The sequence below is a fragment of the Chitinophagales bacterium genome (genome assembly GCA_020635995.1).
Classification (GTDB): domain Bacteria; phylum Bacteroidota; class Bacteroidia; order Chitinophagales; family UBA8649; genus JAFMKE01.
Genome location: JACJYS010000001.1, coordinates 622,411 through 645,255, shown reverse-complemented (window position 1 = coordinate 645,255; position 22,845 = coordinate 622,411). Strand labels below are relative to the sequence as shown.

General features: G+C 32.9%; 22 protein-coding genes. 15 read left to right on the top strand and 7 right to left on the bottom strand.

The window, feature by feature from the left end:
• Positions 1-57 precede the first annotated feature (57 nt).
• The 5 genes from nusA to H6578_02750 all read right to left on the bottom strand — a co-directional run bounded on the left by nusA (position 58) and on the right by H6578_02750 (position 4,250).
• Positions 58-1,341: a transcription termination/antitermination protein NusA gene (gene nusA, locus H6578_02770; GenBank protein MCB9226084.1), complete on the bottom strand. Its 1,284-nt coding sequence runs from the start codon at positions 1,339-1,341 to the stop codon at positions 58-60.
• A 3-nt stretch (positions 1,342-1,344) separates the two neighbouring features.
• Positions 1,345-1,779: a hypothetical protein gene (locus H6578_02765; GenBank protein ID MCB9226083.1), complete on the bottom strand. Its 435-nt coding sequence runs from the start codon at positions 1,777-1,779 to the stop codon at positions 1,345-1,347.
• 176 nt (positions 1,780-1,955) lie between these two features.
• Positions 1,956-2,555, bottom strand: coding sequence for a DUF937 domain-containing protein (locus H6578_02760; GenBank protein MCB9226082.1), 600 nt, complete (start codon positions 2,553-2,555; stop codon positions 1,956-1,958).
• Between the two features lie 218 nt (positions 2,556-2,773).
• On the bottom strand, positions 2,774-3,091 hold the full coding sequence (gene trxA / locus H6578_02755) for a thioredoxin (protein ID MCB9226081.1): 318 nt from the start codon (positions 3,089-3,091) through the stop codon (positions 2,774-2,776).
• A gap of 106 nt (positions 3,092-3,197) precedes the next feature.
• A complete protein-coding gene (locus H6578_02750) occupies positions 3,198-4,250 on the bottom strand; it encodes a CoA transferase (protein ID MCB9226080.1) in 1,053 nt (350 codons plus the stop codon).
• A 24-nt stretch (positions 4,251-4,274) separates the two neighbouring features.
• Between H6578_02750 and arfB the strand changes: the two genes are divergently transcribed.
• From arfB to H6578_02690, 12 genes are all read left to right on the top strand, one after another.
• The gene (arfB, locus tag H6578_02745) at positions 4,275-4,679 is read left to right on the top strand and encodes an aminoacyl-tRNA hydrolase (protein ID MCB9226079.1); all 405 of its coding nucleotides are present in this window, start codon (positions 4,275-4,277) and stop codon (positions 4,677-4,679) included.
• Complete coding sequence (locus H6578_02740) at positions 4,673-5,167, top strand: YkgJ family cysteine cluster protein (protein MCB9226078.1); 495 nt, start codon at positions 4,673-4,675, stop codon at positions 5,165-5,167. Before arfB ends, H6578_02740 begins: the two co-directional genes overlap by 7 nt.
• Positions 5,168-5,230: 63 nt before the next feature.
• Entirely contained in the window at positions 5,231-5,779 is a 549-nt protein-coding gene (locus H6578_02735) for a thioredoxin family protein (protein ID MCB9226077.1), read from the top strand.
• Between the two features lie 204 nt (positions 5,780-5,983).
• Positions 5,984-7,804 carry an ABC transporter ATP-binding protein gene (locus tag H6578_02730; protein ID MCB9226076.1) on the top strand — a complete coding sequence of 607 codons (1,821 nt, stop codon included), beginning with the start codon at positions 5,984-5,986 and terminating at the stop codon, positions 7,802-7,804.
• Between the two features lie 159 nt (positions 7,805-7,963).
• Positions 7,964-8,404: a hypothetical protein gene (locus tag H6578_02725; protein ID MCB9226075.1), complete on the top strand. Its 441-nt coding sequence runs from the start codon at positions 7,964-7,966 to the stop codon at positions 8,402-8,404.
• Positions 8,405-8,578: 174 nt separating this feature from the next.
• Positions 8,579-10,585 (top strand): methylmalonyl-CoA mutase, encoded by a 2,007-nt coding sequence (gene scpA, locus H6578_02720; protein MCB9226074.1) that lies wholly within the window; start codon positions 8,579-8,581, stop codon positions 10,583-10,585.
• A gap of 169 nt (positions 10,586-10,754) precedes the next feature.
• Positions 10,755-11,510, top strand: a complete 756-nt coding sequence (locus H6578_02715; protein ID MCB9226073.1) for an SDR family NAD(P)-dependent oxidoreductase — start codon at positions 10,755-10,757, stop codon at positions 11,508-11,510.
• Between the two features lie 3 nt (positions 11,511-11,513).
• Positions 11,514-13,148: an NAD+ synthase gene (locus H6578_02710; GenBank protein ID MCB9226072.1), complete on the top strand. Its 1,635-nt coding sequence runs from the start codon at positions 11,514-11,516 to the stop codon at positions 13,146-13,148.
• Between the two features lie 83 nt (positions 13,149-13,231).
• Positions 13,232-14,014 carry a restriction endonuclease gene (locus H6578_02705; protein ID MCB9226071.1) on the top strand — a complete coding sequence of 261 codons (783 nt, stop codon included), beginning with the start codon at positions 13,232-13,234 and terminating at the stop codon, positions 14,012-14,014.
• A 3-nt stretch (positions 14,015-14,017) separates the two neighbouring features.
• A complete protein-coding gene (locus H6578_02700) occupies positions 14,018-15,076 on the top strand; it encodes a site-specific DNA-methyltransferase (protein MCB9226070.1) in 1,059 nt (352 codons plus the stop codon).
• 70 nt (positions 15,077-15,146) lie between these two features.
• On the top strand, positions 15,147-15,968 hold the full coding sequence (locus H6578_02695; protein MCB9226069.1) for a universal stress protein: 822 nt from the start codon (positions 15,147-15,149) through the stop codon (positions 15,966-15,968).
• 139 nt (positions 15,969-16,107) lie between these two features.
• Positions 16,108-16,893, top strand: coding sequence for a TIGR02757 family protein (locus H6578_02690; GenBank protein ID MCB9226068.1), 786 nt, complete (start codon positions 16,108-16,110; stop codon positions 16,891-16,893).
• 6 nt (positions 16,894-16,899) lie between these two features.
• Here H6578_02690 and H6578_02685 read toward each other — a convergent pair whose 3' ends face one another.
• Positions 16,900-17,592 (bottom strand): DUF4197 domain-containing protein, encoded by a 693-nt coding sequence (locus H6578_02685; protein MCB9226067.1) that lies wholly within the window; start codon positions 17,590-17,592, stop codon positions 16,900-16,902.
• A 43-nt stretch (positions 17,593-17,635) separates the two neighbouring features.
• On the opposite strand from H6578_02685, the gene H6578_02680 reads away from it, so the two are divergent.
• Both H6578_02680 and H6578_02675 read left to right on the top strand, forming a co-directional pair.
• Positions 17,636-17,950: a hypothetical protein gene (locus H6578_02680; protein MCB9226066.1), complete on the top strand. Its 315-nt coding sequence runs from the start codon at positions 17,636-17,638 to the stop codon at positions 17,948-17,950.
• A 57-nt stretch (positions 17,951-18,007) separates the two neighbouring features.
• Positions 18,008-18,550 carry a hypothetical protein gene (locus H6578_02675; protein MCB9226065.1) on the top strand — a complete coding sequence of 181 codons (543 nt, stop codon included), beginning with the start codon at positions 18,008-18,010 and terminating at the stop codon, positions 18,548-18,550.
• A 569-nt stretch (positions 18,551-19,119) separates the two neighbouring features.
• On the opposite strand, the gene H6578_02670 is transcribed toward H6578_02675, so the two are convergent.
• The gene (locus H6578_02670) at positions 19,120-22,041 is read right to left on the bottom strand and encodes an FAD-binding protein (protein ID MCB9226064.1); all 2,922 of its coding nucleotides are present in this window, start codon (positions 22,039-22,041) and stop codon (positions 19,120-19,122) included.
• A gap of 115 nt (positions 22,042-22,156) precedes the next feature.
• On the opposite strand from H6578_02670, the gene H6578_02665 reads away from it, so the two are divergent.
• Positions 22,157-22,783, top strand: coding sequence for a thioredoxin family protein (locus H6578_02665; GenBank protein ID MCB9226063.1), 627 nt, complete (start codon positions 22,157-22,159; stop codon positions 22,781-22,783).
• The last annotated feature ends 62 nt before the right edge of the window (positions 22,784-22,845 follow it).

Sequence of the window (22,845 nt, the reverse complement as noted above, 5' to 3'; positions counted from 1 at the left end):
TTTTATGTTTTTTAATTGTTTTTTTATTTGTTTTAGGATTGTTAGATAAACTACTTTTTAGTTTTCATCTTCATCCATATCGTCCTCATCTTCTTCCATCTCATCGTCATCAAACTCTGCTTTTAAGATATTGAATACTTCTTCTACAGTTTCATCTTCTAAATCTGTTCTTCTGGCTACTTCACTTTTAGATAAGGCTAAAACACTTTTTGCGGTATCGCAACCTATGCCTTTTAATATGTCTATTATCCAAGGTTCTATTTCATCAGAAAATTCTTCTATATCTATATCTACTTCTTCTTCGTCTGTATCTCTATATACTTCTATGTTGTAGCCCACCATTCTGCTGGCTAATTTTATGTTCATTCCTCTTTTGCCTATGGCTAAAGAAACTTGGTCTGGCTTTAAATAAACAGAAATAGATTTTTTCTCTTCGTTTATTTCCATGCTTTCTATTTTGGCTGGCGATAAGGCTCGCTGTGCCATTAATCTTAGATTGTCGGTATAGTTTAAAATGTCAATATTCTCATTTCTTAATTCTCTAACTATTCCGTGTATTCTTTGCCCTTTCATTCCCACACATGCTCCTACAGGGTCTATTCTGTCATCATAAGATTCTACGGCTACTTTTGCTTTTTCTCCCGGCTCACGTACTATTTTTTTAATGGTGATTAAACCATCGTAAATTTCCGGCACTTCAAGTTCTAATAGTTTTGCTAAGAAAGCACTATCTGTTCTTGAAAGTATAACAAAAGGATTGTTGTTTTTTAATTCTACTTTTAAAATAACAGCTTTTACGGTTTCGCCTTTTTTAAAGAAATCTCTTCTTATTTGCTGACTTTTTGGTAGTATTAATTCGTTTCCTTCATCATCAACTAATAGTATTTCTTTTTTCCAAACTTGATAAACTTCCGCAGTAATTATATCTCCAACTCTGTCTTTGTATTTTTTGTAAACTTCGTTTTTTTCAAGTTCTAATATTCTTGAAATAAGCGTTTGGCGTGCAGCTGAAACGGCTCTTCTACCAAAATCTACTATTTTTACTTGCTCATAGCAGTCTTCGCCTACTTCGTAGTCTTCATCTACTTCTCTTGCTTCGGTAATAGAAATTTGAGTTAAATCATCTTCTACTGCTCCGTCATCTACTATTTCACGGGTTCGCCAAATTTCCAAATCGCCTTTATCGGTATTTACAATAATGTCAAAATTATCGGCACTACCGTATTTTTTACGCAATAAGGTTTTAAATACGTCCTCTAATACTTTCATCATTGTAGGACGATCAATGTTTTTAAAGTCTTTAAACTCGGCAAACGAGTCAATTAATTCAATACTATTCATTTTTTAAAAGTTAAAATGTAATAATGCTTTTTTTATGTTATTTAATTCTATTGTTATGCTTTCTAAATCTTCTTCTTTTATCTTTTTTACAGGTCGCTTGCTTTTAGCAGGCTGTATTTGGGTTTTTAGCCCTGTTATTTTATCATCTTCTACTTCTTTAAGTATTATAGCCAGCTCACTTCCGTCATTTAAGGTTAGTTTTAAAGTGCTACCTATTCTTTTTTGGTACTGTTGATGCACTTTAAATGGATTACTCATACCTGGCGATGAAACCTCTAAAGTATATTTTTCCGGCACATCTGCTGCTTCATCTAAATAGCTTTCTATAAAGCGACTTAATTTAGTACATTGCTCTATAGTTATTGAAGGCGTACCATCTACAAAAACCTGAATTTTAAAGTTTGAGCCTATTACCACCTCTACCAAAAATAAATCCATTTCCGCTATTTTGGGTTGGATTATTTCCTCAATTTTTCTCTTCAATTCTTCCATTATATGTCAATAAAAAGAGGGGACAAACGCCCCCTCTTTCCTTTTAATTCTCTGCAAAGGTACTAATTTTTCTTGTATTTCAATAATTTCTACAAAAAATATACTTTGCTTATATTAATTTTTTATTTTTTTCCGAATAAACCGCCTAACATGCCGGCTACATCATCTATAATATTGCCATCGCCATCTCTATCTAATAGAGTGCTTAATAAGTCGTTTTGATTAGTAGTTTGACCCCCACCAATTAATCCGCCTATTAAACTTTCTATGCCGCTTTGAGAGCTTACATTGTTTTGACGTTTTTGCTGACCTAAATAACCTAATAATATTGGAGCTGCTATTTGTAAAATTTTAGTAACAGATTGAGCATCTACACCCGATTTTTGAGATAATGCACTGGCTACTTGATTTTCTTGAGCACCTAAAATATGTTTTAATATTCCTGCTCCATCGCTGGTTACATTTTGGTTAACACCGCCTTGAAATAAACCGCTTAAGTTGCTTAATATATCGCCATTGTGTCTGTTATCGCTAAGGGCGTTAAGCAAGCTTTCCGCTCCTTGCGGAGTAGAAGCATTTTTTTTCATAGCACTTAAAAGTACCGGCAAAGCCATGTTTAGCACTGATGATGTTTTATCTTGCGATTGATTAGTTTCTTGGCTAACGCCTTGAAGTATTGATTGTCCTATTGGAGAGTTTAATAAGTCTAATATTCCTGCCATTTTTTTAGATGTTTTTTTGAGTTAAAAAATAATTGACGGCTAAAGTTAGTCAAAATTAGTGCCAATTTGTAGTAATGCTAACAGATTACGGCTACTAAACAACATTTTACTCAATTATTCCTATAAAATCTTCCTTAGTAGATACATTATATGTAAAAAACAAAAAGCCATCACAAAAAATTGCAACGGCTTTAAGAATACTAATTTCTATAAATATATTATAAGTGTTTATCTATTGCTTCTGTAAAAGCTTTTTTAGGTTGCACGCCCACAAAACGTTCTACCACTTCTCCGTCTTTTAATAATAAAATAGTAGGAATGTTTCTAATGCCAAAATCTGTAGCTACGCCCGGGTTATGGTCAACATTTAATTTGCCCACTTTTACTTTGCCTTCATAATCGTTAGCTAAAGCCTCCACTGTGGGGCCTAAAGCTATACAAGGACCACACCACTCTGCCCAAAAATCAACTAAGGTTAAGCCTTTGTTATCTAATACGTCTTCTTTAAAACTATCATCTTTAAATTCTAATGCCATTTCGTTAGGTTTTTCTATTATTAATTAATTGCAATAATATAACTTTTACTACTAAAATTTAGTTCCTGCTTTATTTTTTTTTAAACATTTTATTCCCAATAAAATTTCATTTTAATAATGTTCTAACTCTTTTACCTTTAAAACCATCTATTTCAAATTCTTGAACCATAAGTTGTGCCTTTTCTTCTTCAAAAACTTCTTGTAGGTTTTTAACCAATCCGGCAGGTATTTTTTGTACTAAAAACAGCTGCATTAAATCTTTTGCATTTTTTCTTAAAAAAGCTTTTTCTAATAGAATACACAGTTCATTCCTATTAAATAAGCGTTGCTGGTTTGTACTAAATTTTTCATCTTTTGCTAAATTATCTAATTCTAAAATTTTGCAAAGCAAAGCAAACTGCTGATTGCTACCTACTGCCAACACAATGTATTTATTGTCTTTAGTTAAAAACATATCGCCATAAGGAGCAATGTTTGGGTGTTTAGAACCCATGGCTTGCGGTATATGTTTTTCCATTAAATATCCACTACCTTGATTTACTAAAGCCGCCAAAGCGGCATCAAACAAAGAAACAGACACACACTGCCCTTTTTTAGTAAAATTTCTTTCATAAAGTGCTACCAAAATAGCTTGTTTTAAATGATGAGCAGCCAGCACATCTATCATTGCCACGGGCATTTTTAATGGTCGGCTATTGGGTTCTCCGTTCATAAACATAAAGCCCGTTTCGGCTTGCAGCACCACATCATAAGCTAAGCGTTTATCGTCTTTTCCAAAACCGGAAATAACGCCTACTATCAATTTAGGATTTATTTGCAATAAAGTATCGGCATCTAAGTGTAGTTTTTCGGCATCTCCGGCTTTAAAATTTTGGATAACAATATCTGCATCTTTAATTAAAGCTACTATTTTATTATAATTCAATTCATCTTTTAAATCCAGCATAAATATTTCTTTGCCATAATTGCACGAAGCATAATAAGATGAAAAATTAATGTTGGCATTTTCTGTTTTTAATTTCCATTGCCTGGTTATATCTCCATTAGTATTTTTGTTTTCTACTTTAACAACTTTTGCTCCCAGTTCAGCAAAAAAACTACCCACCAAAGGTCCTGCTAATACGCTTGCCAACTCTACTACTTTTATGTTTTGCCACATATTCTGTATTTTTACCCACGCAAGATGATAAATTTTGAAGACATAGAAAAAGAATACACTATTAAAACTGCACGAAGCGGTGGAGCAGGCGGACAGCACGTTAATAAAGTTTCTACTAAAGTAGTGGTGCAATGGCATATTGAAACTTCAAATTTTATAAGTTTGGAACAGAAAAAATTATTGCTAAGCAGACTTTCTAATAGAATAAATAATGAAGGTTATGTGAGTATAAATGTACAAGAAACAAGGTCGCAAGCTAAAAATAAGGAGTTAGCTTTTGCTAAAATGCGTACTTTAATTACAGAAAGTTTAAAAATCAAAAAGAAAAGAAAGAAAACCATAGCACCCAAAGAAGTAAAAGAAAAACGGCTTAAACTAAAACGTGTTAATGCCGAAAAAAAGCAAAACAGAAAAAACATACAATGGTAATTCCTGAAGATTTTGATAAATTTAAACAAGAAGCCAAAGCCAAAAAGAAAGAGAATAAAAAGTTTTTTAGCAAACTAAAAACACTCAAAAATGGCGAATTGGATACTTTGTTTAATGAGGCTCATGAAGAAGTTTTTGCTTGTACTGACTGTTTAAAATGTGCCAACTGCTGTAAAACCACAGGTCCTCTTTTTACACAAAAAGACATAGAACGCATATCCACTCATTTAAAAATGAAACCCGGTCAATTTGTTTCGTCATATTTGCATATAGATGAAGACCAAGATTATGTGTTAAATACTTTGCCTTGCCCTTTTTTAGCCGATGATAATTATTGTGGCATTTATGAAGTTCGCCCTAAGGCATGCAGAGAATATCCACATACCGATGACAACAAAATGCACCGCCATTTAGGAATAACTGTTAAGAATGTTGAAATTTGCCCGGCAGTATATACAATAGTTGAAGAATTAAAGAAAAAAATATAATTTCACGCGTTGAGTGCCAAATATTGGTATAGTAATTGAATAAAGAATAGAAAACGAAGATAAATGAAGAATTTTAGCACCCTATTGTTAGTTGTAGCTTGTTTGTTTTTAGCAGGAAATTTAAAAGCAGGAAACAATACTAAACATGCAGAGAAGAAAGAAAAAGCAATAATGCCTTCTGATAATGACAGAATGAATGGCGATTGGTATAAATATGTAGAAGATGCACAAAAAGAATCTAAAAAAACAGGCAAACCTATATTGGCTAATTTTACAGGAAGCGATTGGTGTGGCTGGTGTATAAGACTAAAAAAGGAAGTATTTAATACAGATGAATTTAAAAAATGGGCTAAAGAAAATGTAATATTATTAGAGTTAGATTTTCCAAGAAGAACGCCATTGCCGGAAGATTTAAAGGCTCAAAATTCATCATTGCAGCAAGCATTTAGAGTATCCGGGTATCCTACTATTTGGATATTTGATTTAAACTTTAACAAAGATACTAAGCAATACAATATAGAAGCTATAGGCAAAACGGGGTATGTGGCTGGTGGTCCTGAAAAATGGATACAAGGAGCAGAGCAGATTTTAAGCCAAAGAAAAAGTAAATAAAAATTTTAAACAGTAGTTTTAATGTACTTAGGGCAACGTAATAGTTGCCCTTTTTGTACTCATTAAAAATATACAATTGGTATTATTTATATAAAGAGCATCATTGTTGTAGCACTTTTTTATACAGTTTATACGTGTATCTTTATACAAGCTAAAAGGCATACGTATTTTCAAATTAACTAATTGCCTATCTTTGCACCAATAATGAAAGAATTAACGGCATTTAATAAATATCTTAAAAATTATAAAGGAGAAATTGCCCTAAATATTATTTTCAACATAATTTATGTTGTTTTGGGTGTTTTTTCGCTAACAGTAGTTATGCCCTTTTTAGATATTATTTTTCATCCCGAAAGAGGCGTTACCACCATGCCCGCTTTTGGTTTAAATATTGATTTTCTAAAAGATTTTTTAAATTATTTAGTTACTTCGCAAATAAGTAAATACGATAGTAAAGAAGCTGGGTTAATATTTCTTGCCATTCTAACTACTTTAGTGTTTTTACTTAAAAACCTATTCCGATTTTTAGCTCAATATTTTTTAGCTCCCATAAGAAATGGCGTAGTAAGAGATATTAGAAATGAACTCAATGAAAAAGTATTGCAGTTGCCTTTGTCTTATTACAACAAGCATAAAAAAGGAGATTTAGTGAGCTCGCTAACTGCCGATGTAGTAGAAGTAGAACACGGAGTACTTAACATTTTAGAAGTTTTAGTAAAAGAACCGCTAACTATTATTATAAGTCTTGCTATACTTTTTGCCATTAGTTATCAGCTTACACTTTTTGTATTTATTTTGATACTAATAATTGCATTTTTAATTGGTGCTTTGGGCAAATCCTTAAAAAAACCCTCTTTTGAAGGGCAAAAGAAATTAGGTTTTTTAGCCTCTCTTTTTGATGAAACTATAAGCGGCATTAGAATAGTTAAAGCCTTTACTGCCGAAAATTATCGCAAAAAGCAGTTTAAAGAAGAAAACGAAAGCTTTTTTAATTTGATGAACAAAGTGCTGCGTAAAAGATTTTTATCTTCTCCGCTTACGGAGTTTTTATCTATTGCCGTTTTTTCATCTATTATATGGTTTGGTGGAAACGAAGTACTATCTGGCGATATAAAAGACTCTGTTTTTGTGGTTTATCTTTTAATGTTTGCTTCATTAATTGCTCCGGCAAAAAGTTTTTCGGGAGCATTTTATACCTTACAAAAAGGACTGGGAGCCATGCAACGCATAGACAAAATTTTACTAAGCGATGATGAAATACCCGAAGCTAAAGCTCCTAAAGAAATAAAAAGTTTTAATCATAATATAGAATACAAAAATGTAAGTTTCTCTTATCAAAACTATGATGATAATGCTATTTTAAACAATATAGATTTAGTAGTAAAAAAAGGCGATTTAGTAGCTTTTGTAGGTCCTTCAGGAGCAGGAAAAACTACTTTAGTAGATTTATTGCCTCGCTTTTATGATGTATTAGAAGGAAGTATAAAAATAGACGGAATTGACATAAAAGAATATAAAAAAGAAGATTTAAGAAGTTTGATGGGCGTAGTTAGTCAAGAAGCTATTTTGTTTAACGATACCATTAGAAACAATATTTCTTTTGGTTTTGATGCTACGGAGGAAGATATTATTCAGTCGGCAAAAATTGCCAATGCTCATGATTTTATAATGGCAATGCCTAAAGGCTACGACACTTTTATAGGCGATAGAGGTATGAACCTAAGTGGTGGGCAAAGGCAAAGATTAACCATAGCTCGTGCTGTACTTAAAAATCCACCTATTTTAATTTTAGACGAAGCTACATCTGCCTTAGATTCCGAATCGGAAAAACTGGTACAAGAAGCTTTAAACAAACTCATGAGAAATAGAACTTCTTTAGTTATTGCCCACCGACTTTCTACCATTCAGTTTGCCGATGAAATAGTAGTAATGGAAAACGGAAAAATAGTAGAAAAAGGAAACCACATTGGCTTAATGGCTAAAAATGGCTTGTACAACAAGTTGGTAGCTTTGCAGGCATTTTGAGGTAGTTGGTATTCTATAGTCTTTTGTTGTTTGAAACATTCTACTCTATTATTAATTTTTTTCTTAGTGTCTTTGCTATAGGCAGAGAGTTGTCAAGTTTATTTATTATTGACTTGTTGAATATTAAATGTAACTTTATATTTAACAACGTAGAAGATGATGATTAAAATATTACCCATACTTATTCTCCTTTTGATTTTAAGAAACACCTTATATTCTCAGGAAAAGATGAAATTTGATACCATCAACTTAGATTATTCATTAAAAGATAATTTTATTAGAGCATTGATAATGGATAATAGTAAAAATGCAAATAGTGAATTATATGATGAAAACTTGAAGCCAATTAGTTTTCGTGATTTATTAGAGAAAAACAAAGTAATTGATACGCTGGTTAAAGATGTTATAACATTATATAAAGATTCTACTTTACTTTTTATAGAGAGTAATAGAATAAGTTCTGACAAAATAGTTATGATTTTAAAAACAAAAGATAAATATGGTGTAGGATTTGAGATTTATAAATCAGACGGAAATTATGAGAAAATTAAGGTTTTATATTGGGTTTCATTTGATAACACGGTTGTCATTGATTATTAGAAACATTCTACTCTATTATTAATTTTTTTCTTAGTGTCTTTGCGAGAGCAATCAGATATTCGTTAGTAGTCGTTAGTCTTTGGTTGGTTTTTCAATATAGAATTTGACACTTGCACATACCATTAGCTAATCAACTAACGCACTAATTCTCCAAAATCATTAACTTTGTAGTGTATGAGTCAACAATTGAATGAGTTTGCCGCAGGCATTCCTCCTTATTTAAGAGGTCCTTATAGTACCATGTACGCTATACGCCCTTGGACCATTAGACAATACGCTGGATTTTCAACAGCAGAAGAAAGCAATGCTTTTTATAGAAGAAATTTAGCCGCAGGGCAAAAAGGTTTATCCGTAGCTTTTGATTTAGCCACACATCGTGGTTATGATAGCGACCATGAGCGTGTGCAAGGTGATGTAGGTATGGCAGGCGTTGCCATAGATTCTGTTGAAGACATGAAAATACTGTTTGACGGTATTCCTTTAGACAAAATGTCGGTTTCTATGACCATGAATGGTGCGGTGCTACCTATTATGGCGTTTTACATTGTAGCCGCCAAAGAACAAGGTGTAGATTTAGAAAAACTATCGGGCACTATTCAAAACGATATTTTAAAAGAGTTTATGGTACGAAATACCTATATATATCCACCTAAACATAGCATGAGAATTATTGGCGATATTTTTAAATATACAGCTCAAAATATGCCTAAATTTAATTCTATTTCTATAAGTGGCTACCACATGCAAGAAGCTGGAGCTACGCCAGAAATTGAGCTGGCTTATACCTTAGCAGATGGTTTAGAATACTTAAAAACGGGCATTGAAGCCGGCTTAAATATAGATGATTTTGCTCCGCGTTTATCTTTCTTTTGGGCAATAGGAATGAATCATTTTAAGGAAATAGCTAAAATGCGTGCGGCAAGAGTTTTGTGGGCAAAAATTGTAAAGCAATTCAATCCTAAAAATGAAAAATCAATGGCTTTGCGTACGCATTGTCAAACTTCGGGGTATAGTTTAACCGAGCAAGATGCTTATAATAATGTGGCACGAACAACCATTGAAGCACTAAGTGCTGTTTTTGGAGGAACGCAATCTCTTCACACCAATTCTTTTGATGAAGCTATAGCTTTGCCCACCGATTTTTCGGCAAGAATAGCGAGAAATACACAAAAATATATTCAACAAGAAACGGAAATTACTAAAGCTGTTGACCCATGGGGTGGAGCTACTTACGTAGAAGAATTAACCGAAAAATTAATTGAAGATGCGTGGGAATTAATACAAGAAGTAGAAGAACTGGGCGGAATGAGCAAAGCTATAGAAAGTGGCTTGCCCAAAATGAGAATAGAAGAAGCATCTGCTAAAAAACAAGCAGGGATAGATAGCGGAAAAGAAACTATAGTAGGCGTAAATAACTATTTAACTGACGAAAAACAAAACTTTGAGATACTGGAAATAGACAATAATGAAGTTAGAAAATCTCAAATAAATCGCTTAAACAAAATTAAGCAAGAACGAAATGATAATGAGGTAAAAGAAGCACTATTAAAATTAGAAAAAGCTGCTAAAAATGATACTGGAAATTTATTGGATTTAGCTGTAGATGCAACAGAAAAAAGAGCTACGTTAGGAGAAATTTCCTTAGCTTTAGAAAATGTTTTTGGTAGGTACAAAGCTGTAATTAATAGTATTTCGGGAGTATATTCTAGTAAAATGGAAAAAGATAAAAATTTTGAAAAAGCACGCCAGCTATCTGATAAATTTGCCGAAAAAGAAGGCAGACGACCTAGAATATTGGTGGCAAAAATGGGACAAGACGGACACGACCGCGGAGCTAAAGTGGTAGCCACAGGCTATGCCGACATTGGTTTTGATGTAGATATAGGACCATTGTTTCAAACACCTAAAGAAGTGGCACGGCAAGCTGCTGAAAATGATGTGCATGTGTTAGGAATTAGCAGTTTGGCTAACGGACATAAGACTTTAATACCACAAGTAATAGCAGAGCTTAAAAAATTAGATAGAGCAGATATTATGGTAATAGCAGGAGGAGTAATTCCTCAGCAAGATTATCAGTTTTTGTATGATGCAGGAGTGAGTTTTGTATTTGGACCGGGTACAAAAATTCCGGTGGCGGCTATTGAAATGCTGGAGAAGTTGATAAATAGTATTGATAATTAAGATATTAGATATTAACAGAACAACAATATATTTATTTAATTTACAGTATATAATATATTCATTACTAAAATGAAAAGTCAACATTAAACTATTATATATTCTTAAGCGGTATCAATGCCAAATTCTCTCATCTCAATTCTAATAATTACCTTTACAAAAAATACGAAAAATGATAGTATGTATTACGGGTGCCACTTCGGGAATAGGGAAAGCTACAGCTTTACACTTTGCTAAAAATGGGCATCAACTTATTATTACCGGAAGAAGAAAAGAAAAATTAGACCAGCTAAAACAAGAAATTGAGGCAAAATACAATGTTGAAGTCTTGGTTTTATCTTTTGATATTCAAAATAAAGAAGCGGTTAATCAAGCTGTAAAATCGTTAAAAGGAAAATGGCAAAAAATAGATGTTTTAGTAAATAACGCAGGCTTAGCATTAGGTAAAGAAACTTTTGACAATGCTGATATTTCAGATTTTGAAACCATGATAGATACCAATGTTAAAGGTTTGCTATATATTACTAAACCAATAGTAGAATTAATGAAGAAAAACGGAGGCGGGCACATTATAAATTTAAGTAGCACTGCCGCCAAAGAAGTATATCCCGGAGGGCATGTGTATTGTGCCACTAAGCACGCAGTAGATGCCTTAACTAAAGGAATGAGAATAGATTTATTGCCTTACGAGATAAAAGTTACCTCAATAGCTCCGGGCATGGTAGATACTGAGTTTTCTACAGTACGCTTTAAGGGCGATAAAAGCAAAGCAGATGATGTTTACAAAGGTTTTACACCACTGTATGCCGAAGATGTAGCCGATGTAATATATTATGCTGCCACCACTCCAAAGCATGTAAATTTAAACGATGTGGTACTTACTGCAACGGCACAAGCTAACTCATATATAACACTAAAGAACGCATAATTTATGAAAATTGCATTAGCACAGCTTAATTATATAATTGGAGATTTTGATAAAAATTTTATTAAAATTAAAAACGCTATTATAGAAGCTCAAACCAAAGGTGCTGAACTAATTTTATTTGGCGAACTTTCTATTACGGGCTATCCTCCAAGAGATTTTTTAGAATTTAGTGATTTTATAAATAGAAGCAATGAAGTAATAGACAAAATAAAATCTTTAACTAACGAAATTGCCGTAGTAGTAGGTGCTCCCGCTGTTAACCCAAATATTGAAGGCAAAGATTTATTTAATGCAGCTTATTTTATTTATAAAAATGAAGTGCAGTATGTGGCACACAAAGCACTACTGCCTACTTATGACGTATTTGATGAATACCGATATTTTGAACCGGCAAAAGAGTTTAGCGTTGTAGAATTTAAAGGAAAAAAAATAGCTTTAACCATCTGTGAAGATATATGGAATATAGCTAATGAAAACCCATTATATACCATTTGTCCTATGGACATTTTGATACAGCAAAAAGCAGATTTAATCCTAAATTTATCGGCATCTCCATTTAGCTATACACAGGCAGAAAGCAGAAAAAATATAGTTAAAGCCAACTCAAAACGCTACGGTATTCCATTAATATATGTAAACCATGTGGGTGCTCAAACCGAATTAATTTTTGATGGAGGTTCTCTGGTCAGCAATAGCAAAGGAGAAATAGTAAAAGAGTTAAATTATTTTGAAGAAAGTATAGAAATAGTTGATGTGGCAGAAATAAATAAACTGCCTATACAAGAGCAAAACACTTCAAAAATAGAGCGTATTCATAAGGCTTTAGTTTCTGGAATTAAAAATTATTTTCAAAAATTAGGTTTTAAAAAAGCCGTTTTAGGTTTATCGGGAGGTATAGATTCGGCTTTGGTTTTAGCTCTTACCGTAGAAGCTTTAGGCAACGAAAATGTACTTTCTGTTTTAATGCCTTCGCAGTATAGTAGCAACCACTCGGTAGATGATTCTTTGCAAATGGTAAAAAACTTAAATTCGCCATATAAAATAATACCTATAAAAGATATGTATTACGAAGTGGAGAAAAACCTAAATCCGCATTTTGAAGGAAAGGAAGCAGATGTAACAGAAGAAAATATACAAGCACGGTTAAGGGGTTTAACGCTAATGGCAATGTCTAATAAATTGGGATATATATTGCTTAACACCACTAATAAAAGTGAAGCGGCTGTGGGCTATGGCACGCTATATGGCGATATGTGTGGCGGACTTTCTGTAATAGGTGATTTATATAAAAATTTAGTTTATGAACTTGCTGAATACATTAATAGAAATAAAGAAATAATACCTAAAAATATTATAACAAAAGCTCCTTCGGCAGAGCTGCGACCAGACCAAAAAGACAGCGATAGCTTACCCGATTATGATTTATTAGATGCGGTATTGTACCAATATATAGAAAAACAGCAGGGACCAAAAGAGATAATAGCAATGGGTTACGATGAAAAATTAGTAAACCGAGTGCTAAAGTTGGTAAACATGAGTGAATGGAAACGTCATCAAATGGCTCCGGTGTTGCGTATTAGCACCAAATCTTTTGGCATGGGAAGAAGAATGCCTATAGTAGCTAAGTATTTGGGGTAAAAAAAAATATGCTGGTCTATTGGTTTCAACTGAATATTATGTCCCATAAAAAACCAATTCCTAATAATTGTTATTTTTGTAAAATGAATAAATGGACTAAATTAAGTATTGAATATGCAAATCAAAGGTCTTATTTGGACGATTTGTTTCAAGTTTATCCAACAATTCCTAATGGAATAAGAAATGTAGATAAAAAGATTTGGCAAAAAATTGAAAAATCTTTTAATGAACAAAACAACAAAGAGCTAATAAAAAATTTGCTTTTGCTTGAAAGGTTTCCTGTTAAGGATAGCTATGTTTCATTTTTAAGAATGGATAGCAATAGCATTGATAGAAACCCTCAAACTATTAATCGTTTAGCGGGAAATATATATCAAATAGGACTTTCAAAATTATATGAGAAATGTACAGAGCCGAAAGAAACTAACACTCAAATGGGAGGAAAATTTTCAGATTGGTTAAATAAAGGAGTACTTGGAGTTAAACCAATTGAATTATCAAAATTTATTGACTCAAAAGATAATGCTATACTAAAAGGAGGAGGTAAATTATTAACAAAGTTTGCAAGAGAAAATTTTGGTTATACCAAGAATAAAGGTTTAGATTTTGTTGGAAGATTTAATGGTAAATATGTTATTGCTGAAACTAAATTTATTAGTGCTGTAGGAGGTAATCAAGGAACTGCATTTACAGATGTTATTACTACTATTACAAATGAAATTAATAATGCGATAGCTATAGGTATTATTGATGGAATTCCTTGGTTAAAAGAAAAAAGCCCTTATTATACTAAAATTACCGAAACTTATAAAGATTACAATATAATGAGTGCTCTTGTTTTAAGAGAATTTCTCTATCAAATATAGTTTATGAAGAACTTACTTATAAAATCCGATAATATTGAAGGGCTAAATTACTTGCTGAATGAGAGAGATTTAAAAGGTAAGATAGATTTAGTTTATATTGACCCACCTTTTGCTACGGGAGGCAACTTTACTATTACAGACGGAAGAGCTTCTACAATTAGTAACTCAAAAAATGGCGATATAGCATATTCCGATAAATTAATCGGAGATGATTTTTTAGATTTCATAAAAAAGCGACTTATTTTGCTAAAAGAATTACTATCTGAACAAGGTTCTATTTATTTACATATAGATTATAAAATTGGTCACTATGTAAAAGTAGTAATGGACGAAGTTTTTGGTATAGAAAATTTTAGAAATGATATTACAAGAGTAAAATGCAATCCAAAAAATTTCAATAGAATTGGTTACGGAAATGTAAAAGATTTAATTCTTTTTTATACAAAATCAAGCACCCCAATTTGGAATGAGCCAAGAGAAAAATATACCGAGAAAGATTTAGAAAAGCTATTCCCAAAAACAAATAAACAAGGAAGAAGATATACAACTGTTCCTATTCACGCACCGGGTGAAACTGAAACCGGCAAATCAAATCAGCCTTTTAAAGGTATTTTACCGCCAAAAGGAAGACATTGGAGAACAGACGTAGAAACATTAGAGCGATGGGATAAAGAGAGTTTAATAGAGTGGTCATCAACGGGAAATCCAAGAAAAATAATTTTTGCAGACGAAAGAGAAGGAAAAAGAGTTCAAGATATTTGGGAATATAAAGACCCACAATATCCAACGTATCCAACTGAAAAAAATGCCGATTTATTAGATTTAATTATCCGAACTTCTTCAAATGAAAAAAGTATTGTACTTGACTGTTTTTGTGGTTCTGGTACTACTTTAAAAGCAGCTCAAACAAATGGTAGAAATTGGATAGGAATAGATGAATCTGAACACGCTATAAAAGCCACAATTAACAAACTGGAAACTATAGAAGGCAATCTTTTTATTGAAAAACCGGAGTTTGAATTTGAAGAGTTAGAAGTAAACTCTGTAGCCAAAAAAACTTAACCCAAATAAAACACTAAACCACAGTTTTCCCCCTAAAATTTCGTAACTTTGTTATATAATTTTAATACAGATGAAAACAGTAATTCTTCCTACCGATTTTTCAGTTAATTCTAAACATGCCATTAATTGGGCATTGAATTTTTACAAATACGAAAATGCAAATTTTATAATACTAAACACTTATAAAACGCCCAGAACAAGTGCCGCATCTATAGTTTCTTTGTCCGATATATTGCACAAACAATCTATGGAAGATTTAGCTAACTATAAAGACGAGCTATTTAAAAATTACCCTGATTTAGCAGATAGAATAACTACTAAAGCCTTTTTTGGCGATGTTTTATTAGCTGTAAATACTCTAATAGATGAAGAAGACGATGAAGTTAGAGTGGTAGTGGGAGCTAAAGGAATGACCGCTGTTAAAGAACTTTTGGTAGGTAGCAATACTTCCGATTTAATATTAAATTTAAAAGTGCCTTTGTATGTTATCCCTGAAAATTTTAACCATAAAGGATTTAAAGAAATAGCTTTAGGCGTAGATTATAGAGGAAATGTAAACAAAGAAGTGCTTAGTCCATTAAGAGCCATACTTGAGCAAACCTCTGCAAAACTATACCCTTTTAATGTAGAAAATGATGATGTAAAAGACGAGCAAAAAGAAAAAGTACTTAATGAACTAAGAGCCTATTTTAAACTGCCCAATCTGCATATTGCTACTATAAAAAACGAAAATAGCTTAGATGAGATAAAAGATTTTATAAAAAGAAACGATATAGACTGTTTAGTTAGTGTAAACCGACATAAATCATTTTTTGAGAGAATTTTTCATAAAAGTTTTAGTAAAGAACTGGCAGAAAACACTAATGTAGCCATGCTAATTTTGCATGACTAATACCGTTTAGGAATATATAATAGTCCAATATCGGCTACGCCTCATTGTACTAAATATATTCATCTAACGGCATTTTACCATTAGAAAACCAAAAAAATTGGACTATTTTGAATTAACCAGATTGGTATAACATTTAAACATGCAAATACCTCAAAAAACTATTGATTTATTAAATGATGCTTACCATAGGTATCATCAGCCTAACTTTATAGATAACGACCCTATTCAGATACCTCATTTATTTAGTAAAAAACAAGATATAGAAATTATGGGCTTATTTGCTGCCACTTTAGCTTGGGGGCAACGAAAAACTATAATAAACAATTGTTTTAAACTGGTAGAACTTTTTGAAAACAATCCTTACAATTTTATAATCAACCACTCAGACGAAGATTTAAAACCTTTTCTAAATTTTAAACACCGAACTTTTAACGCCACAGATTTACTCTACTTCATTGCATTTTTAAAACAGCATTATCAAAAACATGAAAGTTTAGAAACCGCTTTTACTATAAATTTTTCTACAAAAGAAAAAACTGTGGAAAATGCACTTATACATTTTCACAACTACTTTACTTCACTTGATTTTTTCCCTGCAAGAACAAGAAAACACATAGCCACTCCTGCCAGAAAATCGGCATGCAAAAGACTAAATATGTATTTAAGGTGGATGGTAAGAGAAGATGATAAAGGAATAGACTTTGGCTTATGGAAAAACATTAAGCCGAGCCAATTACTCTGTCCTTTAGATATTCATGTGGAAAGACAAGCTAAAAAACTGGGATTGGTTAAAAGAAAACCCACAGATTTTAAAGCGGTGCTTGAACTAACCGAGAATCTTAAAAAAATAGATAAAACAGACCCCGTTAAATATGATTTTGCTCTGTTTGGACTGGGAATTGAAGAAAAAACTATAAAAGGATAGTGTTTTCTACCCAAAAACTTTTTGTAATAATTCTGTAACCCTATGCAATGGGTCTTCTCTAATTTTCTTTTCTTCTTGACTTATTAAGTAGAAAATTCCGTCTAAAGCTTTGTTAGTTATGTAGTCATTTATATCGGTATTTACCTGCTGACCGCTAAGCGTATTATAGCTTGTAGTAACTTGACTCCAAATATTATCTGCTCCGACTTCGCTTATTTTGCTTTCTACTATAGGTTTAAAGGTATTGTACAAAGCCGGGCGAGCATTATTTTCTAAAAAATTAGTAGCCGCATAATCGCCTCCGTTTAAAATACCTAAAGCATCATCAAAAGTGATATTAGTAATAGTTTCTACAAAAATATCTTTAGCTAAAGGGGTTGCTTTTTCGGCAGCTTGGTTCATGCGGTGCACAAAATTTTCTGTTAAACCATCTAAAGCCATCCCTAATACAGGATAAGCATCTACATAATCTAAAATTTCTTGAGCTTCTTGCGGAAATAATATTTTAATTGCCAAATTTTGGTAAAATCCATTTTCTACACCACCTTGTGCCACAGTAGTATCGGTACTTATAGTAAGAGCTTGCTTTAATCCTGCCACGGTATCATCACCAAGGTAATTGTTTAATTCTTCGCAAGATTGAAAAAACAATCCGCCCATAAAAAGCACCACAAAAGACAATATTCCAATTTTCTTCATAACTTTAGTATTTAATTAGTTTTTCTCAAAATTAATGAAATAAGTGGATATATTAAAACAACAAATACAAAATACTTTAAGCTTAAGGGCAGATTTAACAGAAGCTGTTAAAAATGAGGAGCAATTACTAAAATTAGTAGAACAATACGTACAAGAATTAATAGATACTGATTTTGAAAAATTGCTTTTAGTATTGTACCGGTTAGACGTAAGCGAAAAAAAGGTAAAGCAAGCCTTAGAAATAAATGGTGCTGAAAAAGCTTCTAATTCCATTGCAAAATTAATATTAGAAAGAGAAAAGGAAAAAGCCGAAACAAGGAAAAAATTTTCAAGCGGAAATACTGACTGGGTATTTTAATATATCGGTTTTTTTACAGAACTTTGCGGTATTAATTTAACCAAAAAATAAAAAATTATGAAAAAACTATTTTTAATTGTTGTTGTGGTATGCACCATAACATTCGGGTTTTCCCAAACCAAAGGATTTGAAAAAGGCAATATGTATCATCAAATAGGTGTGGGTGGTCAAAACTATTGGCGTATAAGTGCACCCGGCAGAACTGCTTGGTGGAATTTTGCCGATTTCACTACTCAGTATCAAGGAGAATGGGGCATACATGATTATGTAGGCTTAGGTTTTCATGCCGGTATTACCGCAGGAGGATTTAGAGGCACTACATCTTTATATGTTCCGCTCGGAGTTCAAGCTAATTTCCACTTTTATCAATTAATAGATGATAAAGTAAGTAGCGATATTAAATCGGACAAATTAGATATTTATGCAGGAGTAAACGTAGGTGCAGGACCGGCATTTATTCCAAGTACGGGAGATGTTTTTGGTGGTGTTCATGCAGGACCGCAAGTAGGGGTTCGTTTTTATCCTAAAAGCAATATCGGTATGTTTGCTGAAGTGGGCTACGGAAAATCTTTTGCTCAATTTGGCTTAGTTATAAGATAAATTCAATCTAACAAATTCTTTAAAAGCTCTGCATCTTGCAGAGCTTTTTTTATTTACGTAAGTGCATTGTATGCTACAACCTTGCTATAACCTGACAGTTTGGGAAGAAAAGAGTTTGGGTGTGATGTTTTCTCGCTAAGACGCAAAGACGCAAAAGAGCCCCCTAAATCCCCCACGGGGGACTTTCCGTGTAGCGTTTTATGGTTTCGGGTGAAAGCACACGTCATTGCGATGAGTGCAGTGAAACGGAACGAAGAAGTAATCTTTTTCTCGCAAAGAACGCTAAGAACGCAAAAGAGCCCCCTAAATCCCCCACGGGGGACTTTCCGTGTAGCGTTTTATAACCCCGTTTATCATGCTATACAACCTAACAGTTACTATCAGGTTTTGTTATTAACTGTTAGGTTTGGAAAGAAAAGAGTTTGAGTGTGGATGTGCACACTATAATGTGTTGATTTTTATTAACCATGAAAAGGTAAAGTAGGAAAATGTTTCACATTATGTGATTATACTCTTCTTCAAATTAAGGTAGATTCCTCCCTGCGGTCGGAATGACACACAAAGGGGAATTATTTAAGTGCGTTGTATAAAACTTCAACAGGGTGCAGAGCCGTACGCTGAGTGCCATCGTGTATTTGATGCCTACAGCTGGTGCCCGGTGCACAAATAACTTCCTTCTGCTCCATTGCCCTCACTGCCGGAAAAAGCACTAAATTACCTACTTTCATAGAAACTTCATAATGCTCTTTTTCATAGCCGAAACTACCCGCCATACCACAGCAACCTGTCGGTAGTATTTCTACATGATAATTTTGGGGCAAGCTAAGCATTTCCTTTGTGTAGTTCTGTTCACTTATGGCTTTTTGATGGCAATGTCCGTGCAGTTTTATTTGCAAATGTTCTTCTGTAAAAAAATCGGAAGTACTATTGCCTTTTTTAATTTCTTGAGCTAAAAACTCTTCAATAGTGTAACTGTGCTTTGCTACAGATGAATTTTTATAATTTTTATCGTCAACTAATCTTACATATTCATCTCTAAATGAAAGTATAGCACTTGGTTCTATGCCTATTAATGGGTTTTCTTTATTAATTAATGGCAATAAAGTTGTTGCATTTTTATTAGCTATTTTTTTGGCTTCATCTAACATTCCTTTTGATAAATATGCCCTGCCACTGTCAAATATGGGAGCTATTTTAATAATATATCCTAATTTTTGAAGCAGAAGAATTGTTTTTTTGCCTATTTCTACATCATTATAGTTTGTAAATTCATCTATAAATAGGTATATAGTAGGTTTATTGTCTGCTTTCTGAAAACTGCTATCTACTACCCTATTATTAGAAATCCATTTGCGAAGTGTTTGCTTAGCAATTTTAGGTGCTGTTCTTTCTTGAGCTAAACCCATTATTTTTTTGGTAATACTTAAGCCATTTACCCAATTTGTAAAACTTGGAGCTACACTACCCAATCTGCTTAGTTTTTCAACATTACCAAACAATTTTGACCTAAAAGGCGTGCCATTTATTTTGTTGTACTGATAGGTATATTCAGCTTTCATTAAAGCCATATCTACATTGCTGGGGCATTCACTTTTGCAGGCTTTGCAACTCAAACATAAATCTAAGGCTTCTTTTATTTCTTTGCTATTCCACTTTTGCCGTTCCGAATTATTTTGCGTTAAAAACTCTCGCAGTGTATTAGCTCTTGCTCTGGTGGTATCTTTTTCGTTTTTTGTAGCCATATAACTTGGACACATAGTACCACCACTCAAATGTGTTTTTCTACAATCGCCACTACCGTTGCATTTTTCTGCTAAGCGTAAAATTCCTCCTTCGGCATCAAAATTTAGCAAGGTTGCTAATTTCGGCTCTTTTCTATCCGCTTCGTATCTTAAATCTTCATCTATGGGTTTAGCATCTATTATTTTTCCGGCATTAAATATATTATCAGCATCCCATGTATGTTTTATATCTTTAAGTAACTGATAATTTTTTTCGCCCAACATAAAAGGCAAAAAACTGGCTCGCACACGACCATCTCCATGCTCTCCACTAAGGCTGCCTTTATATTTTTTTACTAAACGAGCCGTATCCCACGCTATTTCTTTAAATAAAGCAATGTCATTACTCTCTTTTAAATTTAAAATAGGTCGCAAATGCAGTTCTCCTGCTCCTGCATGGGCATAATACACCGCTTTTTGATGATGTTTTTCCATCATAGCGGTAAATTCATCTATATAATTAGCTAAATCATCTATGTGTACTGCGGTATCTTCTATTACCGCTACTGCTTTTTTATCGCCCGGAATATTAGCCAATAAGCCCAATCCTGCTTTTCTTAAATACCAAGCTTTGCTTATCTCATTCCCTTTTAACTGAGGGCAAACATACATTGCTGCTTGCTTATTTATTATTTCTAAAGCTTGTTCTATTTGTTTGCTAAGTGCTGTAGTGTTTTCTGCTTTTAGTTCTATCATTAACACCGCTTCTGGTTCGCCTTCTATAAAAAATCTGTACTTATCAAAAGCTTTATTTTCTTTGGTGCAATCAATAATAATTTTATCCATAAGCTCGCAAGAGTATGGTTTTAAAGGCATTATATTTTGAACCGCCAGTAAGGCTTCTTTCACACTTTTAAAATGTGGGCAAAGCAACACATTTTCTTTAGGAGGAAGTGGCAATAAGTGGAGCTTAATTTTAGTAATAAAAGCTAAAGTTCCTTCTGAACCGCATATTAATTTGCAGAAATTAAAAAGTTTATCTTGCTTGCTGTCAAAAATATTATTGTTTAGCAGTTCATCTACGGCATATCCTGTGTTTCTTCGGTGTATTGCCGGTTTAGGAAATTGATTTTTTATTTCATTTTGAACTTCTTTTTGCTCTAAAGACGCAACAATATCTTTATAAAGAGTGCCTTCTAAAGTTTCTAATTGTAGTTTTTCTTTAAACTCACTTTTATCTAAATCTTTAAACACCACTACACTTCCATCGCTAAGTATGGCTTCAAGTTCTAATACATGATCTCTGGTATTGCCAAAAGCAATAGAATTTGTACCTGTAGAATTATTGCCCACCATTCCGCCTATCATGGCTCTATTGGCAGTAGAAGTTTCTGGCGAAAAAAACAAACCATAAGGCTTAAGAAATTGATTGAGTTCATCTCGTATAACACCCGGCTGAACAATAATCCATTTTTCCTTTTCATTAAATTCTAAAATATCGGTAAAATATTTTGACACATCTACCACTATTCCGTTTCCTACGCATTGCCCTGCCAAGGAAGTTCCTGCTGTTCGGGGGATTAAAGTAGTTTTATGTTTTGTAGCAAACTTTATTAGTGTTTGTATATCTTTTTGGTTTTTAGGATAAGCAACAGCCAGCGGCATTTCTCTATAAACAGATGCATCAGTAGCATAAATTGTTTTGTGTAAATTGTCAAAAAACAATTCGCCTTCAAGTGTTGCGTTTAGTTCTGTTAAAAAATTATCCATATTATTTAATGAATGCAAAATAAATATATTGCTATAAGAATTAAGGCTTTTTAAGAAACTTTGTTTTAAAATAAAAAGTATTTGCATTATTTTTGGTACAAATAAATTATAAAGGATGAAAAAACTATTATTATTAAGTGTATTATTTGTTGCTGTGGTTTCTATGTCATTTAAGCCGGAAGATGGAGAAGTGGAGAAATATCCGACCTTAGAATTAGGTGCTCAAATGCCAATGAAAGGTTATGTGATGATGAATGTAAATGGCGATAAATATGAATTGGGAAATGCAAAAAGAGAGAAAGGAACTTTGGTTGTTTTTTCTTGTAATACTTGTCCGTTTGTAATACAATGGGAAGATAGATACCCTGAAATAGAACAAATAGCAGAAGCTACGGGTATAGAATTTATTTTGGTTAACTCTAATGCCGCTAAAAGAGAAGGAGACGACTCTTTTGAAGCCATGAAAGAACACGCTGAAGCACAAAATTATACCATGCCTTATTTGGTAGATGAAAATTCTAAATTGGCTAATGCTTTTGGTGCTAAAACTACACCTCACGTATTTTTATTTAATGCAGATGGTGTTTTAGTGTATAAAGGAGCTATAGACGATAACAGCAAAAGCAGAAATGAAGTGAAAGAATGGTATTTGAACACCGCTTTAAAACAATTAGCCAGTGGAAGAGAAATAACTACTCCCGAAAGTGCCGCTAAAGGATGTTCTATTAAAAGATTAAAATAGGGCGTTAAAAAAAACACGATAATCTTTTCATAATTGTAAAAGGAGTTCATTTTTTTGAGCTC